Below are 22,408 nucleotides of genomic sequence, written 5' to 3'. Positions count from 1 at the left end.
TATTCGCCATTAAACCATATTGCCTTTATCCAAAAAATGTGACACAATCATTACCGTATCTGTTTTTTCTCTGTAAATCAGATGGTGATAGGTGTGAAACTACGTCAACGCTATGAAATCAGCCGCGTTTTAGGTAGCGGTGCATTTGGTGATACTTACCTAGCGCAAGATTTAGATTTACCTAACCATCCTCAGTGTGTGGTAAAACATCTACAAATCAAACCACCCAACACCGCAGCAGCTTTACCTATCGCTAGAAGGTTATTTACACAGGAAGCAGAAACATTACAGAAGTTGGGAACTCATGATCAAATTCCGCAACTCTTTGCTTATTTTGAAGAAAACGGTGAATTTTATTTAGTTCAGGAATTTGTTAAAGGTGAAGATTTAAGTAAGGAAGTTTATCCTCAAAATAAGTTACCTGAAAATCAGGTGAAAAAGTTACTGATCGAAATTTTAGAAGTTTTAAATTTTGTTCATCAACAAAATATGATTCACCGCGATCTGAAACCTCAAAATATCATGCGTCGCAGTGGGGATGGTAAGATTATGTTGATTGACTTTGGTGCAGTGAAGGAAACCATGACGGTAAACTCCCAAGGTCAAACTATTTTAACTGTTGCTATTGGTACTCCTGGTTATATGCCTAGTGAACAAACCGCAGGAAGTCCAAAATTAGCAAGTGATATTTATGCGGTGGGAATGTTGGGAATTTATGCTTTGACGGGAATACAACCCCACCAATTACCTAAAGATCCTACCACTGAAGAGGTAATTTGGCGCAATTGGGCAAATGTCAGTGAAGATTTTGCCAAGATTTTAACTAAAATGGTGCGTTATCACTTCAGCGAACGTTATCAAGATGCACAGGAAGCACTCACAGCTTTAACTCCTGCACCAGCACCAGCACCAGCACCACCTCCACCAGCACCAGCACCACCTCCATCACTTCCTCCTCCAAAAACAGATCGTCGTCATTTTTTACAACTTGCTAGTGTTGCTGTGGGGAGTTTTGGTTTAGCTGTTATTGGTAATAAGTTATTTTCTGGGAGTGGGGAAAAAATAACTTCAATTTTTACAACATCAAATAATTCCAACCTGAAAACCTTTAATTTTGAAGTTGTGAAAACCAACTCACAAGGAAGCATGATTAATAAAAGCAATGCTTCTGCAAGATACTATGAAGAGGATTTAGGAAACGGTGTAATTTTGGAAATGGTGGAAATACCAGGAGGAACATTCCTCATGGGTTCACCAGAGAGCGAAGAGGGTAGAGATTCAGATGAAAGTCCCCAGCATCAAGTAACTGTTCCCAGTTTCTTCATGGGTAAATATCCGGTAACACAAGAACAATATCAAGCGATTATGGGGAATAATCCTTCTTATTTTAAAGGTAATCGTTCGACTTCGCTCACCAACCGTGGTTCGACTTCGCTCACCAACCGTGGTTCGACTTCGCTCACCAACCGTGGTTCGACTTCGCTCACCAACCGTGGTTCGACTTCGCTCACCAACCGTGGTTCGACTTCGCTCACCAACCGTGGTTCGACTTCGCTCACCAACCGTGGTTCGACTTCGCTCACCAACCGTGGTTCGACTTCGCTCACCAACCGTGGTTCGACTTCGCTCACCAACCAACGTCCTGTAGAAACCGTTAGTTGGAATGATGCGGTTAATTTCTGTCAACGGTTAAGCCAAAGAACAGGAAAAAACTACACATTACCCAGCGAAGCACAATGGGAGTATGCTTGTAGAGCCGGAACTACCACACCATTTTATTTTGGTGAAAGTATTACCCCAGATTTGGTAAACTATAATGGTAATTTTCCTTATGGTTCTGCTCCTAAAGGTGAGTATCGTGAAAGAACCACAGATGTAGGTTCTTTTCCCCCTAACGCCTTTGGTTTGTATGATATGCACGGCAATGTTTGGGAGTGGTGTTTGGATGATTATGTTGATAACTATAATAACACGCCTACAGATGGCAGTGCTGTGACAAGCCAAAGCGAATATAAAGTGCTGCGCGGTGGTTCTTGGATCAGCCACCTCAGGGCTTGCCGTTCTGCGGATCGTAACAACCTCGACCCAGACGACAGGTACGGCAGCTACGGGTTTCGGTTGGTAGTTTCCGGCGCAAGGACTCTTTAGTTCTCTACTCTCTTACCCTTTTACCCTCTACACTTTTTCTTTTTTCCCTCTTTCCTCGCCGTCAGGCGATCAAGTTTTTTTACGGTTTTTAATATGTCCGAATCAGGATATCTGGTTACTGAGCGACTTGTCCTGAGCCTGTCCTGAGCCTGTCCTGAGCCTGTCCTGAGCCTGTCCTGAGCGGTGTCGAAGGGCGGTGTCGAAGGGCGCAGTCGAAGTAAGTCAAAGTACAGGATTTGAGGATTTACAGGATGGGGATTTTTGATTTCTTGGGTTTAGTTATGGGAAGTAAGAAAACCCTTTTTATTAAGTTGGGAATAGGAGATATAAAGACATAGTAATCCCTTGGGTCTGTCTTTTTTATCATAACATAAGCTGTGGAGATGTCAAGAACCTTGAAAATTCGTTGGTTGATTTTGGCTTATTGACATGATTCTCAATAGTTATTGAGAAAAAGCTATTTTTTTTGAGAATCAGGGGGTTAGTTGATCTTTTTTTTGTCAGAATCAGGACACCCTTCGGGAAGTCAAAAGTCAAAAGTCAAAAGTCAAAAATTGGATTTTTGTCAGAATCAGGATATCCAGGATTTAAGGATGTACAGGATGGGGATTGGTGATTTCTGGTGTTTGGTTATTTAAAAGTATGATAATTTAGGGATTTTGGAACAGTTTAGCAGATTGTAGATTGTGCGATATCTTTCATAAAAGTAGCGATCGCCAAATCCCAATTATTAAAATTACCAAAAAATCCTGTAAATCCTTAAATCCTGGACATCCTGATTCAGACAAATAAAAATCATTGCATCTCACAAATAACCTCTCAAAGACAATCCTGTAAATCCTTAAATCCTGGACATCCTGATTCAGACAATTTCCCAATCTTCTAATTTTAATTCGGGTATACGTGAAAATTCTCTGGTGTTGTGAGTGACTAAAATTAAATTGTTGGTTAAAGCAATAGCCGCAATTTGTAAATCATAACCACCGATAGGTGTTCCTTGTGCAGTCAGTTGAGCGCGAATGTTTCCGAAAATAGTGGCAGCTTGATCCTTAAAAGGTAAAGAGACAAACTGATTGAGAAAATCTTGCTGTAATTTCAAATTACGTTCTGGATAAGCACTACGCATTGCACCATAAAATAGTTCACCTTTGACAACTGAACAAACAGCGATTTCTGAAAGTGGTATGTTCTCAAGTTTTTTCTTTAAATAGAGATTTTTACCTTTGAGATAAACAATACAGGTATTAGTGTCTAGTAAGTAAATCATTAAAATGTTTCTCTCTCTGGTTGTTCTGTTTGTGGATGTCTGATAAATGTTTCATCCTGAATACATCCATAAAAATCACTGATTTTGATTGTGTTTTGAGTTTTATTTTGAACTGTTGCTGTTGTTTCATAGACAAGAACAATATCTAGTTCTGTTCCTTCTTGTGCTTCGGGTAAATGAATCTGCAATAGTCCATCTTTACCAATGCGCGATCGCACTCTCATACTGTGCATCATTAATTTTTTTCCTATATTCCAATAGTTATGATGTAATTATAAACAATTTTTGGCAATATTTTTATTTTAAAATAGAACAATCTAACAATATTACTCTACTCATTTATATTGACAACTTGTTTTTATTCAAAGCTGCTTCAATTTGAGGATAAGTTTCTTGATCATAGCCTGATTCATCAGCTATCCATTCGTCTACAAGTGCGATAATTTTTTCTAAAGAATTATTATTTTCTGGTTTTAATTCGCTTAAAGATTCTGTTGTAATTGGAATTTCGATACTGTGAGAGTATGATTTAATTTGAATTAAAAAATCTACTTTTGTTTTAACTGCCAGTAGTTCTTCAACAGAAAGAGAGTCTAGATGTTGAATAACATCAATCATTAATATTTTAGTCATAGTTTATTTCATTGTATAGAAAATAGTATACTTATTATATCACATTTTCAAAGGTTTTGTAAATCATGTGATATCTTTCGTAAAAGTAGCGATCGCCAAATCCCAATTATTAAAATTACCAAAAAATCCTGTAAATCCTCAAATCCTGGACATCCTGATTCTGACAAAAATCCAATTTTTGACTTTTGACTTTTGACTTTTGACTTTTGACTTTTGACTTCCCGAAGGGTGTCCTGATTCTGACAAAAATCCAATTTTTGACTTTTGACTTTTGACTTTTGACTTCCCGAAGGGTGTCCTGATTCTGACAAAAATCCAATTTTTGACTTTTGACTTTTGACTTTTGACTTCCCGAAGGGTGTCCTGATTCAGACAAAAATCCAATTTTTGACTTTTGACTTTTGACTTTTGACTTCCCGAAGGGTGTCCTGATTCAGACAATATTAACTTCTCTCATTCCCCAAAATATCAAATTATTATCTAAAATTATCTTTTCTCCTATTTCTGAAAACTGTTGTTTTAAATAAATTATCAATAACTCACCATCTCCCCCAGTAATAGCAATTTTACTATCAGGAAACAACGATAACCACTCATCAATAAACTCTTTTATTCCCGCCAATAAAGTGTAAATGATACCACTTTGAATTGCTTGTGGTGTATCCATAGCAAAACGTGGCGGTAAATCTATGATCTCCCTAATTTTTAACAATGGTAATTGTGCGGTTTTTTGTCCTAAACTGGTAAATTGTAAACCCAAACCTGGTAAAATAGCACCACCAATAAGACGCTGATTGGAGTCTGCCCCTGTAAAAGTTAATGCTGTTCCTGCATCAATTACTAACATGGGAAAACCATAGGATTTACCTGCGCCAAATAAAGCTAAAGCGCGATCAATGCCCAATGTGGGATACATTCCCCGGATAGGGACTTGATTTAAGGTGATTAAACGATGATTAGGGTAAGTTTGCCATAGTTGTGTTTGACTGGGAACTACGGAGGCTAAAACGAGAGTGATAGGCAGGTTAGGAGAAAGGAAGATAGAACGAGCATAAGATGGAGGAAGGGGAAAAGAATTTGTTTTTGCTAATTGTTCTATATCAGACTCTGATAAATGTTGTGTATCCCAGGTAGAGTTGAGAGTGTGATCTATAAATAAAGCCCAATGTAGCCGGGAGTTACCAACCATTAAGGCTAACCAAGGGTTGTTTGTCTGTTGCGGTGGGATATTCTGTTTCACAGTTTGTTTCACAGTTTTAATTTTCTTAATTGAATGATAGGTTTTTTAAGAAAACGTTATATTCAACCCGTGTCACAATATAAGGCAGAGGAATAAATACTCAATAAAAGTTAAGGAGGGGAGTTATGGTATTGCTCACCGATAAAAATCAAGGTCAGGAAGGTACAACCCCAGTAAAACGGCTGACTATACAAACGGTAGAAATTGATCAGGATACCACGGCTATTCGTTCTTTAGACTGGAATCGCGATCGCTTTGATATTGAGTTTGGTTTGCAAAATGGTACAACTTACAACTCCTTTCTGATCCGCGGTGAACAAACTGCCCTGGTTGATACTTCCCATGAAAAGTTCCGTCAGCTATATTTTGATACACTGACTGGTTTAATTAATCCGCAAGATATAGATTACTTAATTATTAGCCACACAGAACCAGACCACAGTGGTTTAGTTAAAGATTTACTACAAAAAGCTCCTGATATTACCGTTGTTGGTTCTAAGGTAGCAATTCAATTTTTAGAAGATTTGGTACATCAGCCTTTTAAACGTCGTATTGTGAAAAATGGCGATCGCCTGGATCTCGGTAATGGCCATGAGTTTGAATTTGTGATTGCTCCTAATTTACACTGGCCTGATACTATTTTCAGTTTTGACCACAAAACCCAAATTCTTTACACCTGTGATGCTTTTGGAATGCATTACTGTACAGATAGCACTTTTGATGATGATTTATCTGCCATTGAAAAAGATTTTCAATATTACTATGAATGCTTGATGGGTCCTAATGCCCGTTCTGTGCTTTCTGCAATGAAGCGCATGGCAGAATTAAAAACCATCAAAATGATCGCTACAGGTCACGGACCCTTACTATACCACAATCTCCAAGAATTAACAGGACGTTACCTCAATTGGAGTCAAAACCAAACCAAAGCAGAAACCACTGTGGGTATATTTTACGTTTCTGAATATGGTTATAGCGATCGCCTAGCTCAATCTATTACCAACGGTATCGTAAAAACCGGGGTAGCTGTGGAAGTAGTTGATTTATCTGGATCAGTTGATTTACAAGAGTTACGGGAGCTTGTAGGACGCTGTAAAGGCTTGGTAGTGGGGATGAATCCCATATCTAGTAATACAAGCATTCAAACAGCATTGAGTACAGTTCTAGGATCTGCTACGGAAAAACAAGCCATTGGTATTTTTGAAACCGGTGGTGGAGATGATGAACCTACCTATCCACTGTTAAATAAATTCCGCTCTGCGGGTTTAACTGTAGCTTTTCCTGTGATTGAGATTCGGGAAACACCCACAGAAAACACCTATAAAAAATGTGAAGAAGCGGGAACAGATTTGGGACAGTTGGTGACAAAAGAAAAAAGTATCAAAGCTATGAAATCTTTAGGTGCTGATTTAGATAAAGCACTAGGAAGAATTAGCGGCGGTTTGTATATCATCACAGCCAAAAAAGGCGATGTTTCCAGCGCCATGTTAGCGTCTTGGGTAAGTCAAGCGAGTTTTAAACCTTTGGGTTTTTCTATTGCAGTAGCTAAGGATCGGGCGATAGAATCATTGATGCAAGTAGGCGATCGCTTTGTTCTCAATGTTTTAGAAGAGGGCAACTATCAAGCATTGATGAAACACTTCTTAAAACGTTTTAGTCCCGGTGCGGATCGTTTTGAAGGAGTGAAAACCCAACCAGCGGAAAATGGAGCGCCTATTTTGGGTGATGCTTTAGCTTACATGGAATGTGAAGTAGTTAGCCGGATGGACTGCGGCGATCATTGGGCGGTGTATAGTACGGTTTATGCAGGTAGAGTATCTAAACCTGAATCATTAACAGCAGTACACCATCGCAAAGTAGGAAACCATTATTAAAATCTCTTTTCCCCCTCCCCGCAAGCGAGGAGGGGAACAAGACAGGGGAAACGCATCTTATCAATAAGGACAATTTAATCTCAATAATGACCTGAAAATTCGCATTAACGTCTACTTATTGACAATAATTTAAACCATCACGATGACTCTGAAAAAATCAATCAAACGATAAATAAGGATTTCTTCGTTTATACATAAAAATGGTGTTTTGTCAATAAAATTTAGATGCGTTTCCCCTGGGGAACAAAAAAGAATTTATTTAAAAACAGGAGCTTAAATTTATGTCAGTTATGTCAAATACTAAACCCCGTGATGTCCAAATATTGCCTATTGGTACTGATACAACAATCATCAGATCGCGCAGTTGGGCAAGGTTAAGATTTGAAATTGAATATGCTTTAGCTAAGGGAACAACAGCTAATTCTTTTATTATTCAAGGTGATAAAATCGCTTTAATTGATCCACCTGGGGAAACTTTTACGGAAATTTATTTAGAGGCTTTACAAAAAAGAATAGATATCAAAAATATTGATTATGTAATTCTTGGTCATGTCAATCCTAACCGGGCAGCAACATTAAAAATATTAACAGAAATTGCGCCTCAAATTACTTTTGTTTGTTCTAACCCAGGGGCGATAAATTTACGTGCAGCTTTAGAAAATGAAGATTTACCGATTGTGGTAATGCGGGGTGATGAAACTTTAGATTTAGGTAAAGGACATCATTTACAATTTATTCCTACTCCTAACCCCCGTTACGCTGATGAACTTTGTACTTTCGATCCGCAAACAAATATCTTGTTTACTGATAAGTTATTTGGGGCGCACATTTGTGGTGATCAAGTATTTGATGAAGGTTGGGAAGTTTTTAACGAAGATCGCCGTTATTATTTCGATTGTATTATGGCTCCCCATGCTAAACAAGTAGAAACAGCTTTGGATAAGTTGGCAGATTTGCCAGTGAGGTTGTATGCTACTGGTCATGGTCCCTTGGTAAGATATGCTTTACAGGAACTTACCCACTCTTACCGAGAATGGATCAAGCAACAAACTAACGCGGAAATGAGTGTAGCTTTGATCTATGCTTCTGCCTATGGAAATACTGCAACTTTAGCTAGTGCGATCGCTCGTGGTATTACTAAAGCAGGTGTTAGCGTAGAATCTATTAACTGCGAATTTGCTGATCCTGAAGAAATTAAAACGGCGATCGAAAAATCCGCTGGTTTTGTAATCGGTTCGCCCACTTTAGGCGGTCATGCACCCACACCCGTACAAACAGCTTTAGGTATTGTTTTATCAACTGCAACTAATAATAAATTAGCTGGTGTCTTTGGTTCTTTTGGCTGGAGTGGGGAAGCAGTTGATTTAATTGAAGGTAAACTAAAAGATGCAGGTTATCGTTTTGGTTTTGAAACCATCCGCGTTAAGTTCAAACCTAATGAAGTCACCTTACAAACCTGTGAGGAAGCGGGTACAGATTTTGCTCAAGCATTAAAACGCGCTGCTAAAAAAGCCGTGGTTGCTAGACAACCTGCAAGTAATGTTGAACAAGCAGTAGGGCGAATTGTCGGATCTTTGTGTGTCGTTACAGCAACTCAAGGCGAAGTAAAAACCGGAATGTTAGCATCTTGGGTTGCACAAGCCAGCTTTAGTCCTCCTGGGTTAACCATTGCAGTTGCTAAAGATCGGGCAATGGAAAACATGACTTATACAGGTAGTAACTTTGTTGTTAATATCTTAGCAGAGGGGCGAGAAATACGCAAACAATTTATGAAGGTTTACGCCCCTGGACAAGATAGATTTGCAGGTTTAGATATCTCTGAAGCTAATAATGGTGGCGTGATTTTAAATGGTGCTTTAGCTTACCTAGAATGTACGGTGAAGAACCGGATGGAAGTAGGCGATCATTGGTTAGTTTATGCCACAGTGGATGATGGGAAAGTGTTAAACCAAGATGGTGTGACTGCTGTGCATCATCGTAAATCAGCGAGTTATTATTAAGCACCCCATACATTAACCCCTCTAACATTCAGGACTTACGCAAAAGGGAACGAAAGTAGGGGTAATATCCTTCGGGAAGCAAGCTACATGAATTACCCCTACGCAAGAATAAGGTTTTCAGTCACATCTTGCGTAAGTTCTAACATTAAATAGAGGGGTAATTTATTTAGGCTATAATCAAAAATATCTGCCAATATTTTTATTATTTTTTATTCATTTAAATAATGCTTGATTTTCAACAATTAGAAACTCAAATAGACAGTAATGACTCACAAAATATTGAAATCGAATATCTTGACGGTGAACTCTACAAACACTTTGCTGATAAATTCTTGATAGAAGATGTTCTCAGCCGTAAAATTGTGAGTTTTCAGGCTAACAAACTTAAACCTATTTACCGATGGTACAAATATAAAGAGGCGTTTTCTGCTTCATTAGTGGAATATTTACTAAATAAATATATTATCAAATCTGGAGAAATATTAGACCCATTTGCAGGTAGTGGCACCACCTTATTTGCAGCTAGTAATATGGGATTAAATGCAGATGGTATTGAATTACTATCTATTGGTAAGGAAATTATCAATAGTAGATTAATCTTAGAAAAAGAATTTACAACAGATGATTTTCAAAGACTTTCTTACTGGGTAACAAATTCTCCTTGGGAAAAATCAACAATTCAACAAAATATTACCGAAATCAAAATTACTCAAGGTGCATATCCTCCAGAAACATTAGCAGAAATTCAAAAATATATCGCTAGTTACCAACATGAAAATTATAAAGTTAAGCAAGTATTACAATTTTCCCTATTATGTGTTTTAGAATCAATTAGTTACACTCGCAAAGATGGGCAATATTTACGATGGGATTATCGTTCTAGTCGTCAGCAAGGTAACATACCTTTTAATAAAGGAAAAATCCTCAATTTTCAACAAGCAATTAATCTTAAAATTACGGAAATTTTAACAGATATTCAAACTGGTAGTCAACAAAGTGAACTTTTCCCCAGCCAAAATAAACAAGGTAAAATTCGTTTATTTACAGGTTCTAGCTTAGATATAATGCCACAATGTCCCGATTCTTATTATGATGTAATTCTCACATCTCCTCCTTATTGTAATCGCTATGACTATACTAGAACTTATGCTTTAGAACTGGCTTTGTTAGGAATAGGACAAGAAGGAATAATTAATCTTAGACAACAAATGTTAAGTTGTACAGTGGAAAATAGACCAAAAGATTTATTAGCCATTAATTCTCAATGGTCAGATGCTATTTTTGCTACAGATAACCATAAATTACTCCAAGCTATTTTACAATATTTAGAAGCACAAAAATCAAAAAAACAATTAAATAATAATGGTATTCCGAGAATGGTTAAAGGTTATTTTTATGAAATGGCTGGCATAATTTATGAATGTTATCGAGTCATGAAACCACAAGGACTGATGTTTATGATTAATGATAATGTGCGTTATGCTGGCGTGAGCATTTCCGTAGATATGATTTTATCGAATATAGCTGAACATCTTGGATTTAAAGTAGAAAATATTTTAGTTTTACCTAACACTAAAGGTAATAGTAGTCAACAAATGGGCATACATGGACGCGATGCACTGCGAAAATGCGTTTATGTTTGGAGAAAATTGTAATTTAATCATATTAATTTAATCAAATTCAGGTAACTAAAATTGGCATCTAAAAATCATTTAAATACAAGTCTTGATTTAGTAACAGCTTATGAAAAAACTAGGGCTGGTTTTGTTGCTTTAGCAATTGAAAGAAACCGTCGAGCTACACCATTTATCGATCAAGCAAGGGCCTTAAAAAATGTTGTATCTCAAGTTAATAATCCTACTGATTTAATCAATATGACAGAAATACAACCTGCTTTATTAGCTGCATCTGGAGTTTCTGATAAAGCAGCAAGTTACTTAGGGTTTGCTGAATAAACCTAAAACCTTGATATATCAAAGGTTAGAGGCTGATAAACACAGAAATTAGTGCAAGGGTTTTGAAGGGTATACCGGAAAAAGTGTGCATTTTTTGGGATTTCAAGAGATGGCAAAGAAATTTTCAAATCTCCTCCTGACTCCTGACTCCTGACTCCTGACTCCTATGCCATCACGGAAAGACTTTCTCAGCAACCCCTACTTACAACTAGAGGATAAAATACAAGCTATTCAAGGATTAATTAAAGAGTTTTTAGAACCAGCAGGTTCAGATTTTGTAGAAGAATTAGTTTATAGATTTTTGTTAACCAGAGGAGATACGCTAGGTGGTTCAATGAGAAATGTGGGTGGGGTGTTAGCACAGCGTAAATTTACTCGCGCAATTTTGGCTAATCTTGCACTCGCTAATATTCCTTATTATTGGTTACATTCTACAACTAAAATGTGGATTCCAATGACAGAAGAAGATGCAGGAATAGATTTATATGTTAAAGGTTTAAGTTGGTCTATTGGCAAGAAAAATAGAACAATCATTTATAATCTGAAAGTCTCTTTAGTCAAAAGCAATATTGATGTTTGCCTCTTTAATTGTGATTATCCACAAATTTCCCCTGAAATTTATAAAAAAATTTATAAAAATCCCAATCTTTATATTGCACTGGGGGAATTAAAAGGAGGAATTGATCCTGCTGGTGCTGATGAACATTGGAAAACAGCGAGAACTGCTTTATCTCGAATATGGAAAGCATTTTCTCAAGTTAATTTGTCCCCACATACATTTTTTATTGGTGCTGCTATTGAAAAACGTATGGCTGAAGAAATATGGCATGATTTAGAATGTGGTAAATTGAGCAATGCTGCTAATATGACAAATGATACTCAACTTGACTGCATTTGCCATTGGTTAATCAGTCTATAAGAATATAGAGTAGTATTGGAATCAGGGCTTCAACAACTCCATTCGGAGTCAGAGACTAGTAAGGAGAAAACTTAAACCTATTTCTGGTTGTCCCCAGGATCATTTTCAACAGATATCTGAAGCATTAATTTGAGTTTTTGGTTATTTCAAGTTCTATCCCTAACCAATTACTTAACTCATCAGCTAACCATTTTAATTCATATTCAGACTTGATGATATAGTCACCAACTTTTATTTCCAATTTTTCTACCCCTATCCAAATTACTAACTTTGCGTTGACTACAGACTCACCATTCATATCTTGTGTCAAATGTTGAGGTATATAAACTAAGTGATTAATGTTTTCTCTCGGTGCAGAGGTATGTTTAATTTTCAGTCCCCAAAGATAAAGACTATGGGATATTTGTTGCTGATTTATGCTAATTTTACATTCAAAAAATGAACTTAATATACCATATATCATAGCTAAACCAGTGAAAAGAAAAGGTGATAGAAAGAAAGCTAAGAATATAGCATTTATTATTGTTCCCCAATCAAAAGGATTAGAAATAAAGGTATTAAACGTGCCAACGATAAACAACCAAGTCATGGAATTCCAAAATATCATAACTGAAATTCCCAATAAACTATTCAAAGTTAATGTTAATCCCTTAGCAGGAAGGGTAGTTTTTAAATATTCCTCATTTTTAATTAGTCGAATTTGACTACCTGCTGGTTTAGCAATTGTTGAATTTGTAATATCAGTTTTTTCCGGTGTTTCTAAAGCTTGTAGTGCTGTTTTTGCAGATGTAAACCGCTTTGCTAAATCTGGTTCTATCATCTTTTTTAACCAGTTAGTTAAGCCCGGACTCAGATTTGCCACTTGTTCAAATTGAATGCGAAAATTCTTTTGTGGTAAATCTGCCGGTTGAGTACCTGTGATTAAATAAATTAAAGTTGCACCTAAGCTATAAAGGTCAGAAGCGGGAACTGTACGCCCCCCAAATTGTTCTTGTGGCATATAACCATAGCTTCCTACAATGGTTCTAGTACCTGTTTCTGAGGCTAAAACAGTTTGCACAGAACCAAAATCTACTAAATAAACTTTTCCCACACTATTCCCCGATCGCTCTCCTAATAAAATATTGCTAGGCTTAATATCACGGTGGATCACAGGTGGGTGTAACTCATGAAGATAAACCAATATCTCTAAAACTGCTTTAGCTATCTCTTGAACTTCATTTTCTGCAAATTTTCTCCCAGTTTGTAAGTATTGTTTTAGGGTTTTCGCTGGGATGTAAGTTTGTACTAGGGCAAATCCTTGATAATTTGATTCTTTTACTTCAAAATAGTCAAGATAGCGGGGTATAGAGGGATGGGATAAAGATTGTAAGGTTTCCGCCTCCCGTTCAAACAGTTTCAAATCATCCCATTCAAAGTCACTATTAAAAGCAAGTAACTTGACAATTACTAAGTTATTGTTTATGGTGTCACGAGCTAAAAAAGTCCTTCGGGCTGACTTTTTACCTAACTGCTGTTGAACTTCGTAGCGATCGCCTAATATTTCCCTATTCATCAGCATCACCTAGATCACTTAGAAAATTATGTTGTTAAACTTTCTCTATTTTATTTTTATTCCTGTTGACTGTCAGGATGTTTTAAAAGTTTTCGGTGAATAGTTTTACTAATTGTTACTACTTCCTACTTCCGCTGATGCAGCACTTCCCAGTGTCATCAGGTACAAAAACCCCATCCCCAACCCCCTCCCCGCAACCGATGAGGGCGCTATTATGTACTTTATAACACAGGAATCCGCTGTAATTTTTAAGTTTGAATTTAAACTTTGAATTTTAAACTTTGAATTTTAAACTTTGAATTTTAAACTTTGAATTTTTAATTGCTTATGCCTTCCCAACTTTGGCCTTATGTTACTCCTGGTATTCCCGATGACTTATTTGAGAACTTACCAGGTATACCCCTAACTCAGCGAGAATTAAGATTATTGTTAATTTCCCAACTACGATTAAAACCAGATTCGGTATTATGGGATATTGGTGCAGGAACAGGTACAATTCCTGTAGAGGTGGGGTTATTGTGTCCCCAAGGAAGAGTTATTGCGGTAGAACGAGATGAAGAAGTGGCTAATTTGATTAAACGTAACTGCCATCGCTTTAATGTGAAAAATGTCAAAGTAATTGAAGGCAGCGCCCCAGAATGTTTACATGATATACAACCCACCCCTGATCGTGTTTGTATAACAGGGGCAAAAGCTATCCAGGAAATTTTACAAGCTGTCTGGCTTTATTTGCCTTTATCCGGTCGAGTTGTCGCCACAGCTGCTAATCTAGAAAGTCTGTATGCTATTTCTCAAAGCTTTTCTCAGTTAAGAGCCAGAAATATCGAGGTTGTACAGTCTGCTGTTAACCGCTTAGAAACTCGCGGTTTTTCCCAAACCTTTGTCGCCGCTGATCCGATTTTTATTCTCAGTGGTGAAAAACTAGATTGAATCTATTCGGTTTTCGGTTTTGGATTCAATCCAAAATCCAAAATCTAAAATCTAAAATAGGGTTTGCTGAATAAACCTAAAACCTTGATATATCAAAGGTTAGAGGCTGATAAACACAGAAATTAGTGCAAGGGTTTTGAAGGGTATACCGGAAAAAGTGTGCATTTTTTGGGATTTCAAGAGATGGCAAAGAAATTTTCAAATCTCCTCCTGACTCCTGACTCCTGACTCCTGACTCCTGACTCCTATGCCCTCACGGAAAGACTTTCTCAGCAACCCCTAAAATACTATTATTATGCCTTGGTCAAGAATTATTAGTGGAATTATTGCGATCGCTCTAGCTTTATCTTCAACCTTATTAGGTGGTTGGTACTTTACCATAGCTATGGCGATCGTTGTCTTTTTAGGTCAACAAGAATATTTTAATTTAGTTAGATCCAGAGGTATTGCTCCCGCAGCTAAAACTACTATAGTTGTCAGTTTAATTTTACTGGCTATTTGTACTCTCAATGCCAGTTTAGCGGATGCTATCATGCCCATAGCAGGAACTTTTATTTGTTTTTACCTGCTTTTTCAACCCAAATTTGCTACCATTGCTGATATTTCCGCTTCTATTATGGGGCTGTTTTATGTCGGTTATTTACCGAGTTACTGGGTACGTTTGCGAAATCTCAATAGTACAAATATTATTAGTAATCTTCCCTTTGGTGGCTACTGGCCTGAAAACTGGAATCAAATTTTTACCCCAGAAAATATCACTGGTTTACCCGAAGGTTTAACATTTACAGTTTTAACTTTTTTATGTATTTGGGCTGCTGATATTGGTGCTTATTTTTTTGGTAAGTTTTTCGGTAAAACTCCTTTATCAAATATCAGTCCGAAAAAAACTGTAGAAGGGGCAATTTTTGGTATTAGCGGCAGTCTCATAGTAGCACTAGCCGGTGCTTATTTTCTCCATTTTCCTTACTCTGTGATCTCTGGTTTAACTTTGGGTTTATTGATAGGTGTTGCTAGTCTTTTAGGCGATTTAACTGAATCTATGTTAAAACGAGATGCAGGAGTAAAAGATTCAGGACAATTGATACCCGGTCATGGTGGTATATTAGACCGGACTGATAGTTATATTTTTACCGCCCCTTTAGTTTACTATTTTGTCACACTCATTTTACCTTTGTTAAAGTGATAGTTGATAGTTGACAGTTGATAGTTGATAGGGAAACATCAAATTTATTACCCAATCACCAATCACCAATCACCAATCACCAGTCACCAATCACCAATCACCAGTCACCAATCACCAATCACCAATCACCAATCACCACTTATCAATTGTCAATTATCAATTGTCAATTATCTATTATGGGTTGACGTTGATGCGTCCACGACATAAGATTTGGCTAGATTCCAAAGTTAATTCTTGGAGGTCAACGTCTGAACCAAGGTCTAAATTGTATCCAGGATTATTTTCTAAAATTGGTTCTTGATTATACAGAATTTTAATCTGTGTTAATTGTAGTTCTTGACTGTTCAGCAGTTCTAGACCTAAAGAAATTTCTAAAGATATAGGTTCTCTGTCAGTTGCTACAAGTCCATACAGTATTAAATGCTGATTGTCAAGTGTAATTTTCTGCCAACAAATAGGCTTGTATTTTTCCCATGATTCTGGTAATAGTTTAAACAGTACATCATTTAAGCCAGTTGACAATAATTGCGATGAAAGAGATTTATTCAGATCCCCTTCATCTACCACCAGTTCACCAACTACGGGAACTATTTCCAATAATTTAAGGGGTTTACCCCTGACTATGGAACCAATGTTTATCTGTATATTTTCAGCTGAAAGTTGAATGCGTGTAACATGGATACCCTGATAAACTGCATTAGTAGTAAAAATAGATACCATAGGAATACAGCCAGAAAGGAGTTGGCGATCGCTTGCTCCAATCTCTATCTCAATCTGTGATACTTGAGTTAATTGTGTTTTTAGCCATAGCTTAATTGCCGTGGTTAGTGCTTGAGTAATTAACCTTATTTTCTTACTATTGGCGGATGGGGGGTTTTTATCTGTCATTGAACAAGGTTATTGCTTAGTATTTGATATTTGCTCAAAAATCACGAGATATTAAACAGTTCTTAACTGTAATGGTGATTGCTATTAACTGAGAAATGGCAAGATTCACTTTTAGGTATCAACTCCACAAAACTTGGAACAATTAATAATAAGTCTGAATTAACAAAATATACAAAATTTATACATGGAGGCACGAGTACAAAAAATTATTTCTCAATGGGGTATAGCCTCACGTCGTGAAGCTGAGGAGATGATTAAGCAATCACGAGTGCAGATAAATGGGATTGTGGCACATTTAGGTCAAAAAGTCGATCCCCAACGAGACACTATTTGCATTGATGGTAAACCTATTTCTCACAGCGATCGCCCAGCTTTAATCTATTTGTTACTCAACAAACCCGCTGGAGTAGTTTCTACTTGTGATGATCCCCACGGTAGAACTACGGTTTTGGATCTATTACCCGAAAATTTACACAAGGGTACTGGTATTCACCCAGTGGGGCGTTTAGATGCTGACTCTACCGGAGCATTAATATTAACAAATGATGGAGACTTGACATTTTCGCTAACTCATCCCAGCCATAATATCTCTAAGACATATCATGTTGTGGTTAAAGGACATCCCCCAGAAACAGTTCTGAAGATGTGGCGTGAAGGTGTTGTACTAGAAGGTAAAAAAACACGACCTGCTAAAGTACGCTTAATTGAACGTTTGGACAACCAAAGCAAATTAGAAATAATTTTACAGGAGGGCAGAAATCGTCAGATTCGCCGTGTAGCTGAACAGTTAGGATATCCTGTGATCCAACTGCATCGCACTGCCATCGGTTCAATTCAAATACAAACACCAAAAGCTGGTTTTCTCGGTGTTGGTGACTATCGTCATCTCACCCCAGAAGAAATTATTTTTTTAAAGAATCAGTTCAGTAATAGACAACTAACAATGAACAATTGACCATTGCCTCTTCCTAAGAGTTAGAATCTTGAAAAACCGGAATTTTTGGCTTTTTTTACCTGGAAATCGGGGATTTTCAACCTTGAATAACACAATTATCAATTGTCAATTGTTAATTATCAATTGATAAAACGGATACCTAATTAATGATTAAGTTGAGTTAAGGAGTGGAATAAAAATTATGAAATTGAAATGGCTAAGAAAAAAAGATGAAAAACCCAGCAAACCATCAATAGAAGAACAACAGGCGGAAAAATTAGCACAAATGGGCGCTAAACTCGCGGTTTTGCGTCAACAAAAGGGTTTATCTATGGATGAAATTGTGTTAATCACCAGAATTCCTCGCCGACTATTAAACGCCATTGAAGTAGGTGATTTAAGCGATTTACCAGAACCTATTTACACTCAGGGTTTAATCAGGCAATTTGCTGATGCACTAGGGGTGAAGGGTGCTGAATTTGCCAGCCATTTTCCTCTCGGTTCTCAAAAAGTCAGTTTTCAACGCAATTGGCAACCCCAACCCTTTTTTCAACTGCGTCCTTTTCATCTGTACTTGCTTTACATTGTCGTCATAGTATGCTCTGTAACTAGTTTATCTCAGTTATTGAATCAAACCGCTTTAGAAGCAAACAATAGCCAAAATCAACTAAAGGCGGAGAAAAATGACGATTTAAAGCCTCAGAAACTGCAAGCCCAGGATTTAAAGGCAATTCCATTTGATATCAACAGTTCAGAAACTGAAACTGTAGAAATTGATGTTACCTTGCAGTCCTCATCTTGGGTTCGTATTGTCGCTGATGGTAAAACCGAGTTTGAGGGAGTTCTACCAAAAGGATCTCACCGCAAATGGAAAGCTGCTGAAGAACTGACCGTAAAAACTGACAATGCTGGGGGTGTGTTGATGAGCGTTAATCAGCAACAACCTAAACAAATGGGACAACCGGGGAAATTTCAGGAAGTCAGGATTGCCGCTAAGGTCAGGTCTTGAAACGTCGTGCGCCAGTAGGGATAGGTTAACCAAGTATTAAATTTATCAGTGGCATACAACACAATATAGAAAACATTGCTGTTATCTGCCAATATCATCTACTACACATAACTAAAAATAGCTATGTTTCCTTGAGACTGCTAATTAGGTTAAACCAACCCCTACTAACTATGAAGTTTTGAGTACGGAATGCAGGTTTCAGCTTTATACTACGCACCCAGAAAAAGTTAATCAGGAAAAGTTAATCATCAACTTATGGGAGCGCGTCCATAAAGATTGGTGAGAATTTTCAAGCGATCGCTTAATTCCTTGGTCAAAACCTCTTGCTGATAACGCCATTCCCAATTACCCTCAGCCGTACTGGGATAATTCATTCTGGCTTGAGTTCCCAATCCCAAAACATCCTGTAAAGGAATAATCGCTTGATTAGCGATGGAACTCAAAGCTAAACGAATTAAATCCCAGTGTATACCATCAGGGCTGATATTTCCCAAATATAACAATAAATTTTGCTTTTCGTAATCATTCGTAGTATTGAACCAGCCTAGAGTCGTATCATTGTCGTGAGTGCCAGTGTAAACTACTGCATTACGTGGGTAATTAAAAGGTAAAAACGGATTACCAGGATCTGAACCAAAGGCAAATTGTAATACCTTCATCCCCGGAAACTCAAATTGATCTCGTAGTGCTTCCACTTCTTCTGTAATAATCCCCAAATCTTCGGCTAAAATCGGTAATTTGCCCAGTTTTTGTTTAATAACTGCAAAAAATTCTACCCCTGGCGCTTTGATCCATTCTCCATTGATGGCGGTTTCTTCTCCTTGGGGTACAGCCCAATAAGCCTCAAACCCTCGGAAATGGTCAATCCGAATTATATCAACATAATCCAGCATAGCCTCAAAACGTTGCACCCACCATTTAAAGTCCTGCTTTTGCAACTTTTCCCAGTTGTAAACCGGGTTGCCCCATAATTGACCAGTGGCGCTAAAATAATCTGGTGGAACTCCTGCCATTAAAGCCGCTGCACCTGTTTCTTCATCCAAAGCAAAAAATTCAGGATTTGCCCATACATCAGCACTATCATGAGCTACGTAAATGGGGATATCACCAATAATATCTACACCATTTTGATTAGCGTAATTCTTGAGTTCTGACCATTGACGGAAAAACTCATATTGGATGAACTTGTAATAAAATATTTCTTGTGTTAACCCTTGTTCCATCCGGGCCAATGCTGCGGGTTCTCTTTTTGCCAGTTCTAGTTCCCAAGTGTACCAACTAGCTCCATTGTGGGCATCTTTGAGCGCCATAAACAAAGCATAGTTATCCAGCCAATAGCCTCTGGTGTTGCAAAAAGTGTGAAAAGCTTTTCTTTGGATAGCGGTGGCGTGATGTTTAAAATTTTCGCAAGCTTTTTTGAGCAGATTGGTTTTAATGGGAATAACTCGCTCAAAATCCACTTTATCAGCCGGAAATGCTGGTAAATTCGCAAAATCTGCTTCAGATAACAAACCCTCATCTACCAGCTTATCTGGACTAATCAGCAGGTGATTTCCTGCCATTGCTGAGTAGCACATATAAGGAGAATTACCATAACCAGTAGGTCCTAAAGGTAAAACTTGCCAATATTGCTGGTAGCTATCTTTGAGAAAATCAATAAAACGATAAGCTTTATCCCCTAAATCCCCAATGCCGAAACGACTGGGGAAACAAGTTGGATGCAGTAAAATTCCGCTTGATCTAGGAAAAGGCATAGTTAATGGTGAATGTGAGTAGATTGTTGATGAGGACTTACACAAATGTTACATTTAATTGATTTTTTAGGGACACTAAATTAAAAATATGTTGATTCTTAACAATAACAACAGAAATCCTGCTCCTACCGTTGATATTATTATTGAATTAATTGATCGACCTCATCGCCCGATCATTCTGATTGAAAGACATAATGAACCTTTAGGATGGGCTATTCCCGGAGGGTTTGTAGATTATGGTGAACCTGTGGAAGTGTCAGCACGCAGGGAAGCCGAGGAAGAAATAGGTTTAAAAATAGAGTTAATTGAACAGTTTTTGGTTTATTCTGATCCTAGTCGTGATCCTCGTCAACATACAATTAGTATTGTATTTTTGGCAACTGCGACGGGTGAACCTGTTGCGGGTGATGATGCTAAGGGTGTAGGTGTTTTTGAGCCTTGGTGTGTACCGATTAACTTATGTTTTGACCATGACCGGATTTTGCGGGATTATTTCCGGTATCGGAATTATGGGATTCGTCCCCGGTTGGGATTAGAGAAATGAGCAAGTCCTAAGTTGACAATTTCATAGACAAAACTATACTTGTATTGACAAAAATCAATATATTTTTAGGAAAAAATCAACTACTTGATATATAATACGGTGATATCAAGTATTGAATTGAGACTATTGCCGACGCGAAAACCAAGTAATGATGGTGGTAGTCTTTTTCAGAAACTTAATTGGAACACAATCGCGTCTGGCTAAGGCGTGAAAGTCTACTGAGGGATAACTGCTCCCATGCTCCCGTTGAAGTAGAAAGTAAAGTCTAGTTTTGTCTAGGTTTTATATAGCAGCTACTCATCGGATAATAGTTCCAACAAGCATCAACAAATATTGTAAAATATCATGCTGTGTAAGAATTCAGGATACAGAATACAGGATTCCTGAATTCTGATTCCTGACTTCTTACCATACTGTTTTATACTCAATTCTCTCCAGCCCTAAATAGGAGTATATATGGAGCCAATTATTGCTATAGTTTTAGCACTCATAGGTTATGCTTTAGGATCTGCAAAACTGGTTAATCAAGGTAATGAAGCTCTAGTTGAACGCTTGGGAAAATATCATCGAAAACTAAAACCAGGACTTAATTTCATTGTTCCCTTTCTTGATCAAATTGTTATGGAAGATACCACCAGGGAACAGATTTTAGATGTTAAGCCCCAGAATGTCATTACTAAAGATGGTATTTACATGGAAATAGATGCAGTCGTTTACTGGCGCATTGTCGAGATAGAAAAAAGCTTTTATGCAGTTGATGATTTGCAACAGGCACTTTCAAATTTAGCTACAACTACAGTGCGGGAAATTATAGCCCAGAAAACTGTAGAGGAAGCTAATATGTCTAGGGCAGATATGGACAAAAGCATATTAGATCAATTAAATCCAACTTCACGGACTTGGGGAGTCGAAATTCTGCGGTTGGATTTTCAGCGAATTACACCCCCTGAAAGTGTACAGAAGTCAATGGAAGAGGAAAGAGCAGCAGAAATTAGAAAACGGGCGGTAATCGCTGCTGCTGAAGGTGAGAGACAAGCAGCTATTAAGAAAGCCGAAGGAACTAAGACTTCAATGGAAATTATTTCTGAAGCTATACGTTCCCATCCCGAAAGCAAAGATATTTTAAGATATCTTGTAGCTCAAGATTATGTACAAGCCAGCCAAAAATTGGGCGAAAGTAATAACGCTAAAATTGTGTTTGTAGATCCAGCTAATTCTACAGATATGTTTCAAGAATTAATTGCTGAATCTGTAACTAAAGAAGATGATGGTAAAACTTCTGGTAATGGTAAGAATTAGAGGCAAAAGGCAAAAGGCAAAAGGCAAGAGGTAAGAGGTAAGAGGTAAGAGGTAAGAGGTAAGAGGTAAGAGGTAAGAGGTAAGAGGTAAGAGGTAAGAGGTAAGAGGTAAGAGGTAAGAGGCAAGAGGTAAAAGTAAATTAATTTTACCCAATCACCAATCACCAATCACCAATCACCAATCACCAATCACCAATCACCAATCACCAATCACCAATCACCAATCACCAATCACCAATCACCAATCACCAATCACCAATCACCAATCACCAATCAC

The 22,408-nt window shown here is 37.5% G+C and carries 20 protein-coding genes; 13 read left to right on the top strand and 7 right to left on the bottom strand.

Annotation, left to right across the window (positions count from 1 at the left end; translation table 11 throughout):
• The first annotated feature begins 81 nt into the window (after positions 1–81).
• Positions 82–2,148 (top strand): bifunctional serine/threonine-protein kinase/formylglycine-generating enzyme family protein, encoded by a 2,067-nt coding sequence (locus H6F45_RS20510; protein WP_190348243.1) that lies wholly within the window; start codon positions 82–84, stop codon positions 2,146–2,148.
• 862 nt (positions 2,149–3,010) lie between these two features.
• Here H6F45_RS20510 and H6F45_RS20505 read toward each other — a convergent pair.
• The 4 genes from H6F45_RS20505 to H6F45_RS20490 form a co-directional block, all read right to left on the bottom strand.
• Positions 3,011–3,415: a type II toxin-antitoxin system VapC family toxin gene (locus tag H6F45_RS20505; RefSeq protein WP_190348242.1), complete on the bottom strand. Its 405-nt coding sequence runs from the start codon at positions 3,413–3,415 to the stop codon at positions 3,011–3,013.
• Complete coding sequence (locus H6F45_RS20500; protein ID WP_236104157.1) at positions 3,415–3,651, bottom strand: hypothetical protein; 237 nt, start codon at positions 3,649–3,651, stop codon at positions 3,415–3,417. The genes H6F45_RS20505 and H6F45_RS20500 overlap by 1 nt, the downstream gene beginning before the upstream one ends.
• Positions 3,652–3,754: 103 nt before the next feature.
• A complete protein-coding gene (locus H6F45_RS20495; protein WP_137668970.1) occupies positions 3,755–4,048 on the bottom strand; it encodes a hypothetical protein in 294 nt (97 codons plus the stop codon).
• A gap of 433 nt (positions 4,049–4,481) precedes the next feature.
• Positions 4,482–5,288: a pantothenate kinase gene (locus H6F45_RS20490; protein ID WP_190348259.1), complete on the bottom strand. Its 807-nt coding sequence runs from the start codon at positions 5,286–5,288 to the stop codon at positions 4,482–4,484.
• Between the two features lie 125 nt (positions 5,289–5,413).
• On the opposite strand from H6F45_RS20490, the gene H6F45_RS20485 reads away from it, so the two are divergent.
• From H6F45_RS20485 to H6F45_RS20465, 5 genes are all read left to right on the top strand, one after another.
• The gene (locus H6F45_RS20485) at positions 5,414–7,162 is read left to right on the top strand and encodes a diflavin flavoprotein (RefSeq protein ID WP_137669437.1); all 1,749 of its coding nucleotides are present in this window, start codon (positions 5,414–5,416) and stop codon (positions 7,160–7,162) included.
• A gap of 290 nt (positions 7,163–7,452) precedes the next feature.
• A complete protein-coding gene (locus H6F45_RS20480) occupies positions 7,453–9,162 on the top strand; it encodes a diflavin flavoprotein (protein ID WP_190348258.1) in 1,710 nt (569 codons plus the stop codon).
• 224 nt (positions 9,163–9,386) lie between these two features.
• Positions 9,387–10,817 (top strand): DNA methyltransferase, encoded by a 1,431-nt coding sequence (locus H6F45_RS20475; RefSeq protein ID WP_190348241.1) that lies wholly within the window; start codon positions 9,387–9,389, stop codon positions 10,815–10,817.
• A 39-nt stretch (positions 10,818–10,856) separates the two neighbouring features.
• Positions 10,857–11,117, top strand: coding sequence for an AvaI/BsoBI family type II restriction endonuclease (locus tag H6F45_RS20470; protein WP_190348240.1), 261 nt, complete (start codon positions 10,857–10,859; stop codon positions 11,115–11,117).
• A gap of 166 nt (positions 11,118–11,283) precedes the next feature.
• The gene (locus H6F45_RS20465) at positions 11,284–12,036 is read left to right on the top strand and encodes an AvaI/BsoBI family type II restriction endonuclease (RefSeq protein WP_190348239.1); all 753 of its coding nucleotides are present in this window, start codon (positions 11,284–11,286) and stop codon (positions 12,034–12,036) included.
• A 124-nt stretch (positions 12,037–12,160) separates the two neighbouring features.
• Here the strand turns inward: H6F45_RS20465 and H6F45_RS20460 are convergent, their stop codons facing one another.
• A complete protein-coding gene (locus tag H6F45_RS20460) occupies positions 12,161–13,591 on the bottom strand; it encodes a serine/threonine-protein kinase (protein WP_190348238.1) in 1,431 nt (476 codons plus the stop codon).
• A gap of 327 nt (positions 13,592–13,918) precedes the next feature.
• Between H6F45_RS20460 and cbiT the strand changes: the two genes are divergently transcribed.
• The 3 genes from cbiT (at position 13,919) to H6F45_RS20445 (ending at position 15,889) form a co-directional block, all read left to right on the top strand.
• The gene (cbiT, locus tag H6F45_RS20455) at positions 13,919–14,521 is read left to right on the top strand and encodes a precorrin-6Y C5,15-methyltransferase subunit CbiT (RefSeq protein ID WP_137669316.1); all 603 of its coding nucleotides are present in this window, start codon (positions 13,919–13,921) and stop codon (positions 14,519–14,521) included.
• A gap of 295 nt (positions 14,522–14,816) precedes the next feature.
• Positions 14,817–15,704, top strand: coding sequence for a phosphatidate cytidylyltransferase (locus H6F45_RS20450; RefSeq protein ID WP_096566886.1), 888 nt, complete (start codon positions 14,817–14,819; stop codon positions 15,702–15,704).
• A 17-nt stretch (positions 15,705–15,721) separates the two neighbouring features.
• A complete protein-coding gene (locus H6F45_RS20445) occupies positions 15,722–15,889 on the top strand; it encodes a hypothetical protein (RefSeq protein ID WP_190348237.1) in 168 nt (55 codons plus the stop codon).
• Here H6F45_RS20445 and H6F45_RS20440 read toward each other — a convergent pair.
• Complete coding sequence (locus H6F45_RS20440) at positions 15,879–16,592, bottom strand: DUF2993 domain-containing protein (RefSeq protein ID WP_190348236.1); 714 nt, start codon at positions 16,590–16,592, stop codon at positions 15,879–15,881. The two genes, H6F45_RS20445 and H6F45_RS20440, sit on opposite strands and share 11 nt — an antisense overlap.
• Positions 16,593–16,776: 184 nt before the next feature.
• Between H6F45_RS20440 and H6F45_RS20435 the strand changes: the two genes are divergently transcribed.
• The gene (locus H6F45_RS20435) at positions 16,777–17,547 is read left to right on the top strand and encodes a pseudouridine synthase (protein WP_137669013.1); all 771 of its coding nucleotides are present in this window, start codon (positions 16,777–16,779) and stop codon (positions 17,545–17,547) included.
• A 187-nt stretch (positions 17,548–17,734) separates the two neighbouring features.
• A complete protein-coding gene (locus H6F45_RS20430) occupies positions 17,735–18,535 on the top strand; it encodes a RodZ domain-containing protein (protein WP_190348257.1) in 801 nt (266 codons plus the stop codon).
• A 248-nt stretch (positions 18,536–18,783) separates the two neighbouring features.
• On the opposite strand, the gene malQ is transcribed toward H6F45_RS20430, so the two are convergent.
• Positions 18,784–20,289, bottom strand: a complete 1,506-nt coding sequence (gene malQ, locus H6F45_RS20425) for a 4-alpha-glucanotransferase (RefSeq protein WP_190348235.1) — start codon at positions 20,287–20,289, stop codon at positions 18,784–18,786.
• A gap of 88 nt (positions 20,290–20,377) precedes the next feature.
• Here malQ and H6F45_RS20420 point away from each other — a divergent pair, with 88 nt between their 5' ends.
• Positions 20,378–20,833: an NUDIX hydrolase gene (locus H6F45_RS20420; protein ID WP_096566894.1), complete on the top strand. Its 456-nt coding sequence runs from the start codon at positions 20,378–20,380 to the stop codon at positions 20,831–20,833.
• A gap of 456 nt (positions 20,834–21,289) precedes the next feature.
• Complete coding sequence (locus tag H6F45_RS20415) at positions 21,290–22,132, top strand: SPFH domain-containing protein (RefSeq protein WP_190348234.1); 843 nt, start codon at positions 21,290–21,292, stop codon at positions 22,130–22,132.
• Positions 22,133–22,408: the final 276 nt, after the last annotated feature.

Origin of the sequence: Sphaerospermopsis sp. FACHB-1194 (genome assembly GCF_014696235.1) — a bacterium.
Lineage (GTDB): Bacteria > Cyanobacteriota > Cyanobacteriia > Cyanobacteriales > Nostocaceae > Sphaerospermopsis > Sphaerospermopsis kisseleviana.
The sequence above is the reverse complement of the archived record's forward strand: the minus strand, read 5'-3'. Positions and strand labels throughout refer to the sequence as shown.

What these genes read in the sequence shown, in the direction of transcription:
- H6F45_RS20510 (WP_190348243.1), top strand. Translation starts at nt 82, where the DNA reads ATGGTGATAGGTGTGAAACTACGTCAACGCTATGAAATCAGCCGCGTT.
- H6F45_RS20505 (WP_190348242.1), bottom strand. Translation starts at nt 3,415, where the DNA reads ATGATTTACTTACTAGACACTAATACCTGTATTGTTTATCTCAAAGGT.
- H6F45_RS20500 (WP_236104157.1), bottom strand. Translation starts at nt 3,651, where the DNA reads ATGATGCACAGTATGAGAGTGCGATCGCGCATTGGTAAAGATGGACTA.
- H6F45_RS20495 (WP_137668970.1), bottom strand. Translation starts at nt 4,048, where the DNA reads ATGACTAAAATATTAATGATTGATGTTATTCAACATCTAGACTCTCTT.
- H6F45_RS20485 (WP_137669437.1), top strand. Translation starts at nt 5,414, where the DNA reads ATGGTATTGCTCACCGATAAAAATCAAGGTCAGGAAGGTACAACCCCA.
- H6F45_RS20480 (WP_190348258.1), top strand. Translation starts at nt 7,453, where the DNA reads ATGTCAAATACTAAACCCCGTGATGTCCAAATATTGCCTATTGGTACT.
- H6F45_RS20475 (WP_190348241.1), top strand. Translation starts at nt 9,387, where the DNA reads ATGCTTGATTTTCAACAATTAGAAACTCAAATAGACAGTAATGACTCA.
- H6F45_RS20465 (WP_190348239.1), top strand. Translation starts at nt 11,284, where the DNA reads ATGCCATCACGGAAAGACTTTCTCAGCAACCCCTACTTACAACTAGAG.
- H6F45_RS20460 (WP_190348238.1), bottom strand. Translation starts at nt 13,591, where the DNA reads ATGAATAGGGAAATATTAGGCGATCGCTACGAAGTTCAACAGCAGTTA.
- cbiT (WP_137669316.1), top strand. Translation starts at nt 13,919, where the DNA reads ATGCCTTCCCAACTTTGGCCTTATGTTACTCCTGGTATTCCCGATGAC.
- H6F45_RS20450 (WP_096566886.1), top strand. Translation starts at nt 14,817, where the DNA reads ATGCCTTGGTCAAGAATTATTAGTGGAATTATTGCGATCGCTCTAGCT.
- H6F45_RS20440 (WP_190348236.1), bottom strand. Translation starts at nt 16,592, where the DNA reads ATGACAGATAAAAACCCCCCATCCGCCAATAGTAAGAAAATAAGGTTA.
- H6F45_RS20435 (WP_137669013.1), top strand. Translation starts at nt 16,777, where the DNA reads ATGGAGGCACGAGTACAAAAAATTATTTCTCAATGGGGTATAGCCTCA.
- malQ (WP_190348235.1), bottom strand. Translation starts at nt 20,289, where the DNA reads ATGCCTTTTCCTAGATCAAGCGGAATTTTACTGCATCCAACTTGTTTC.
- H6F45_RS20420 (WP_096566894.1), top strand. Translation starts at nt 20,378, where the DNA reads ATGTTGATTCTTAACAATAACAACAGAAATCCTGCTCCTACCGTTGAT.
- H6F45_RS20415 (WP_190348234.1), top strand. Translation starts at nt 21,290, where the DNA reads ATGGAGCCAATTATTGCTATAGTTTTAGCACTCATAGGTTATGCTTTA.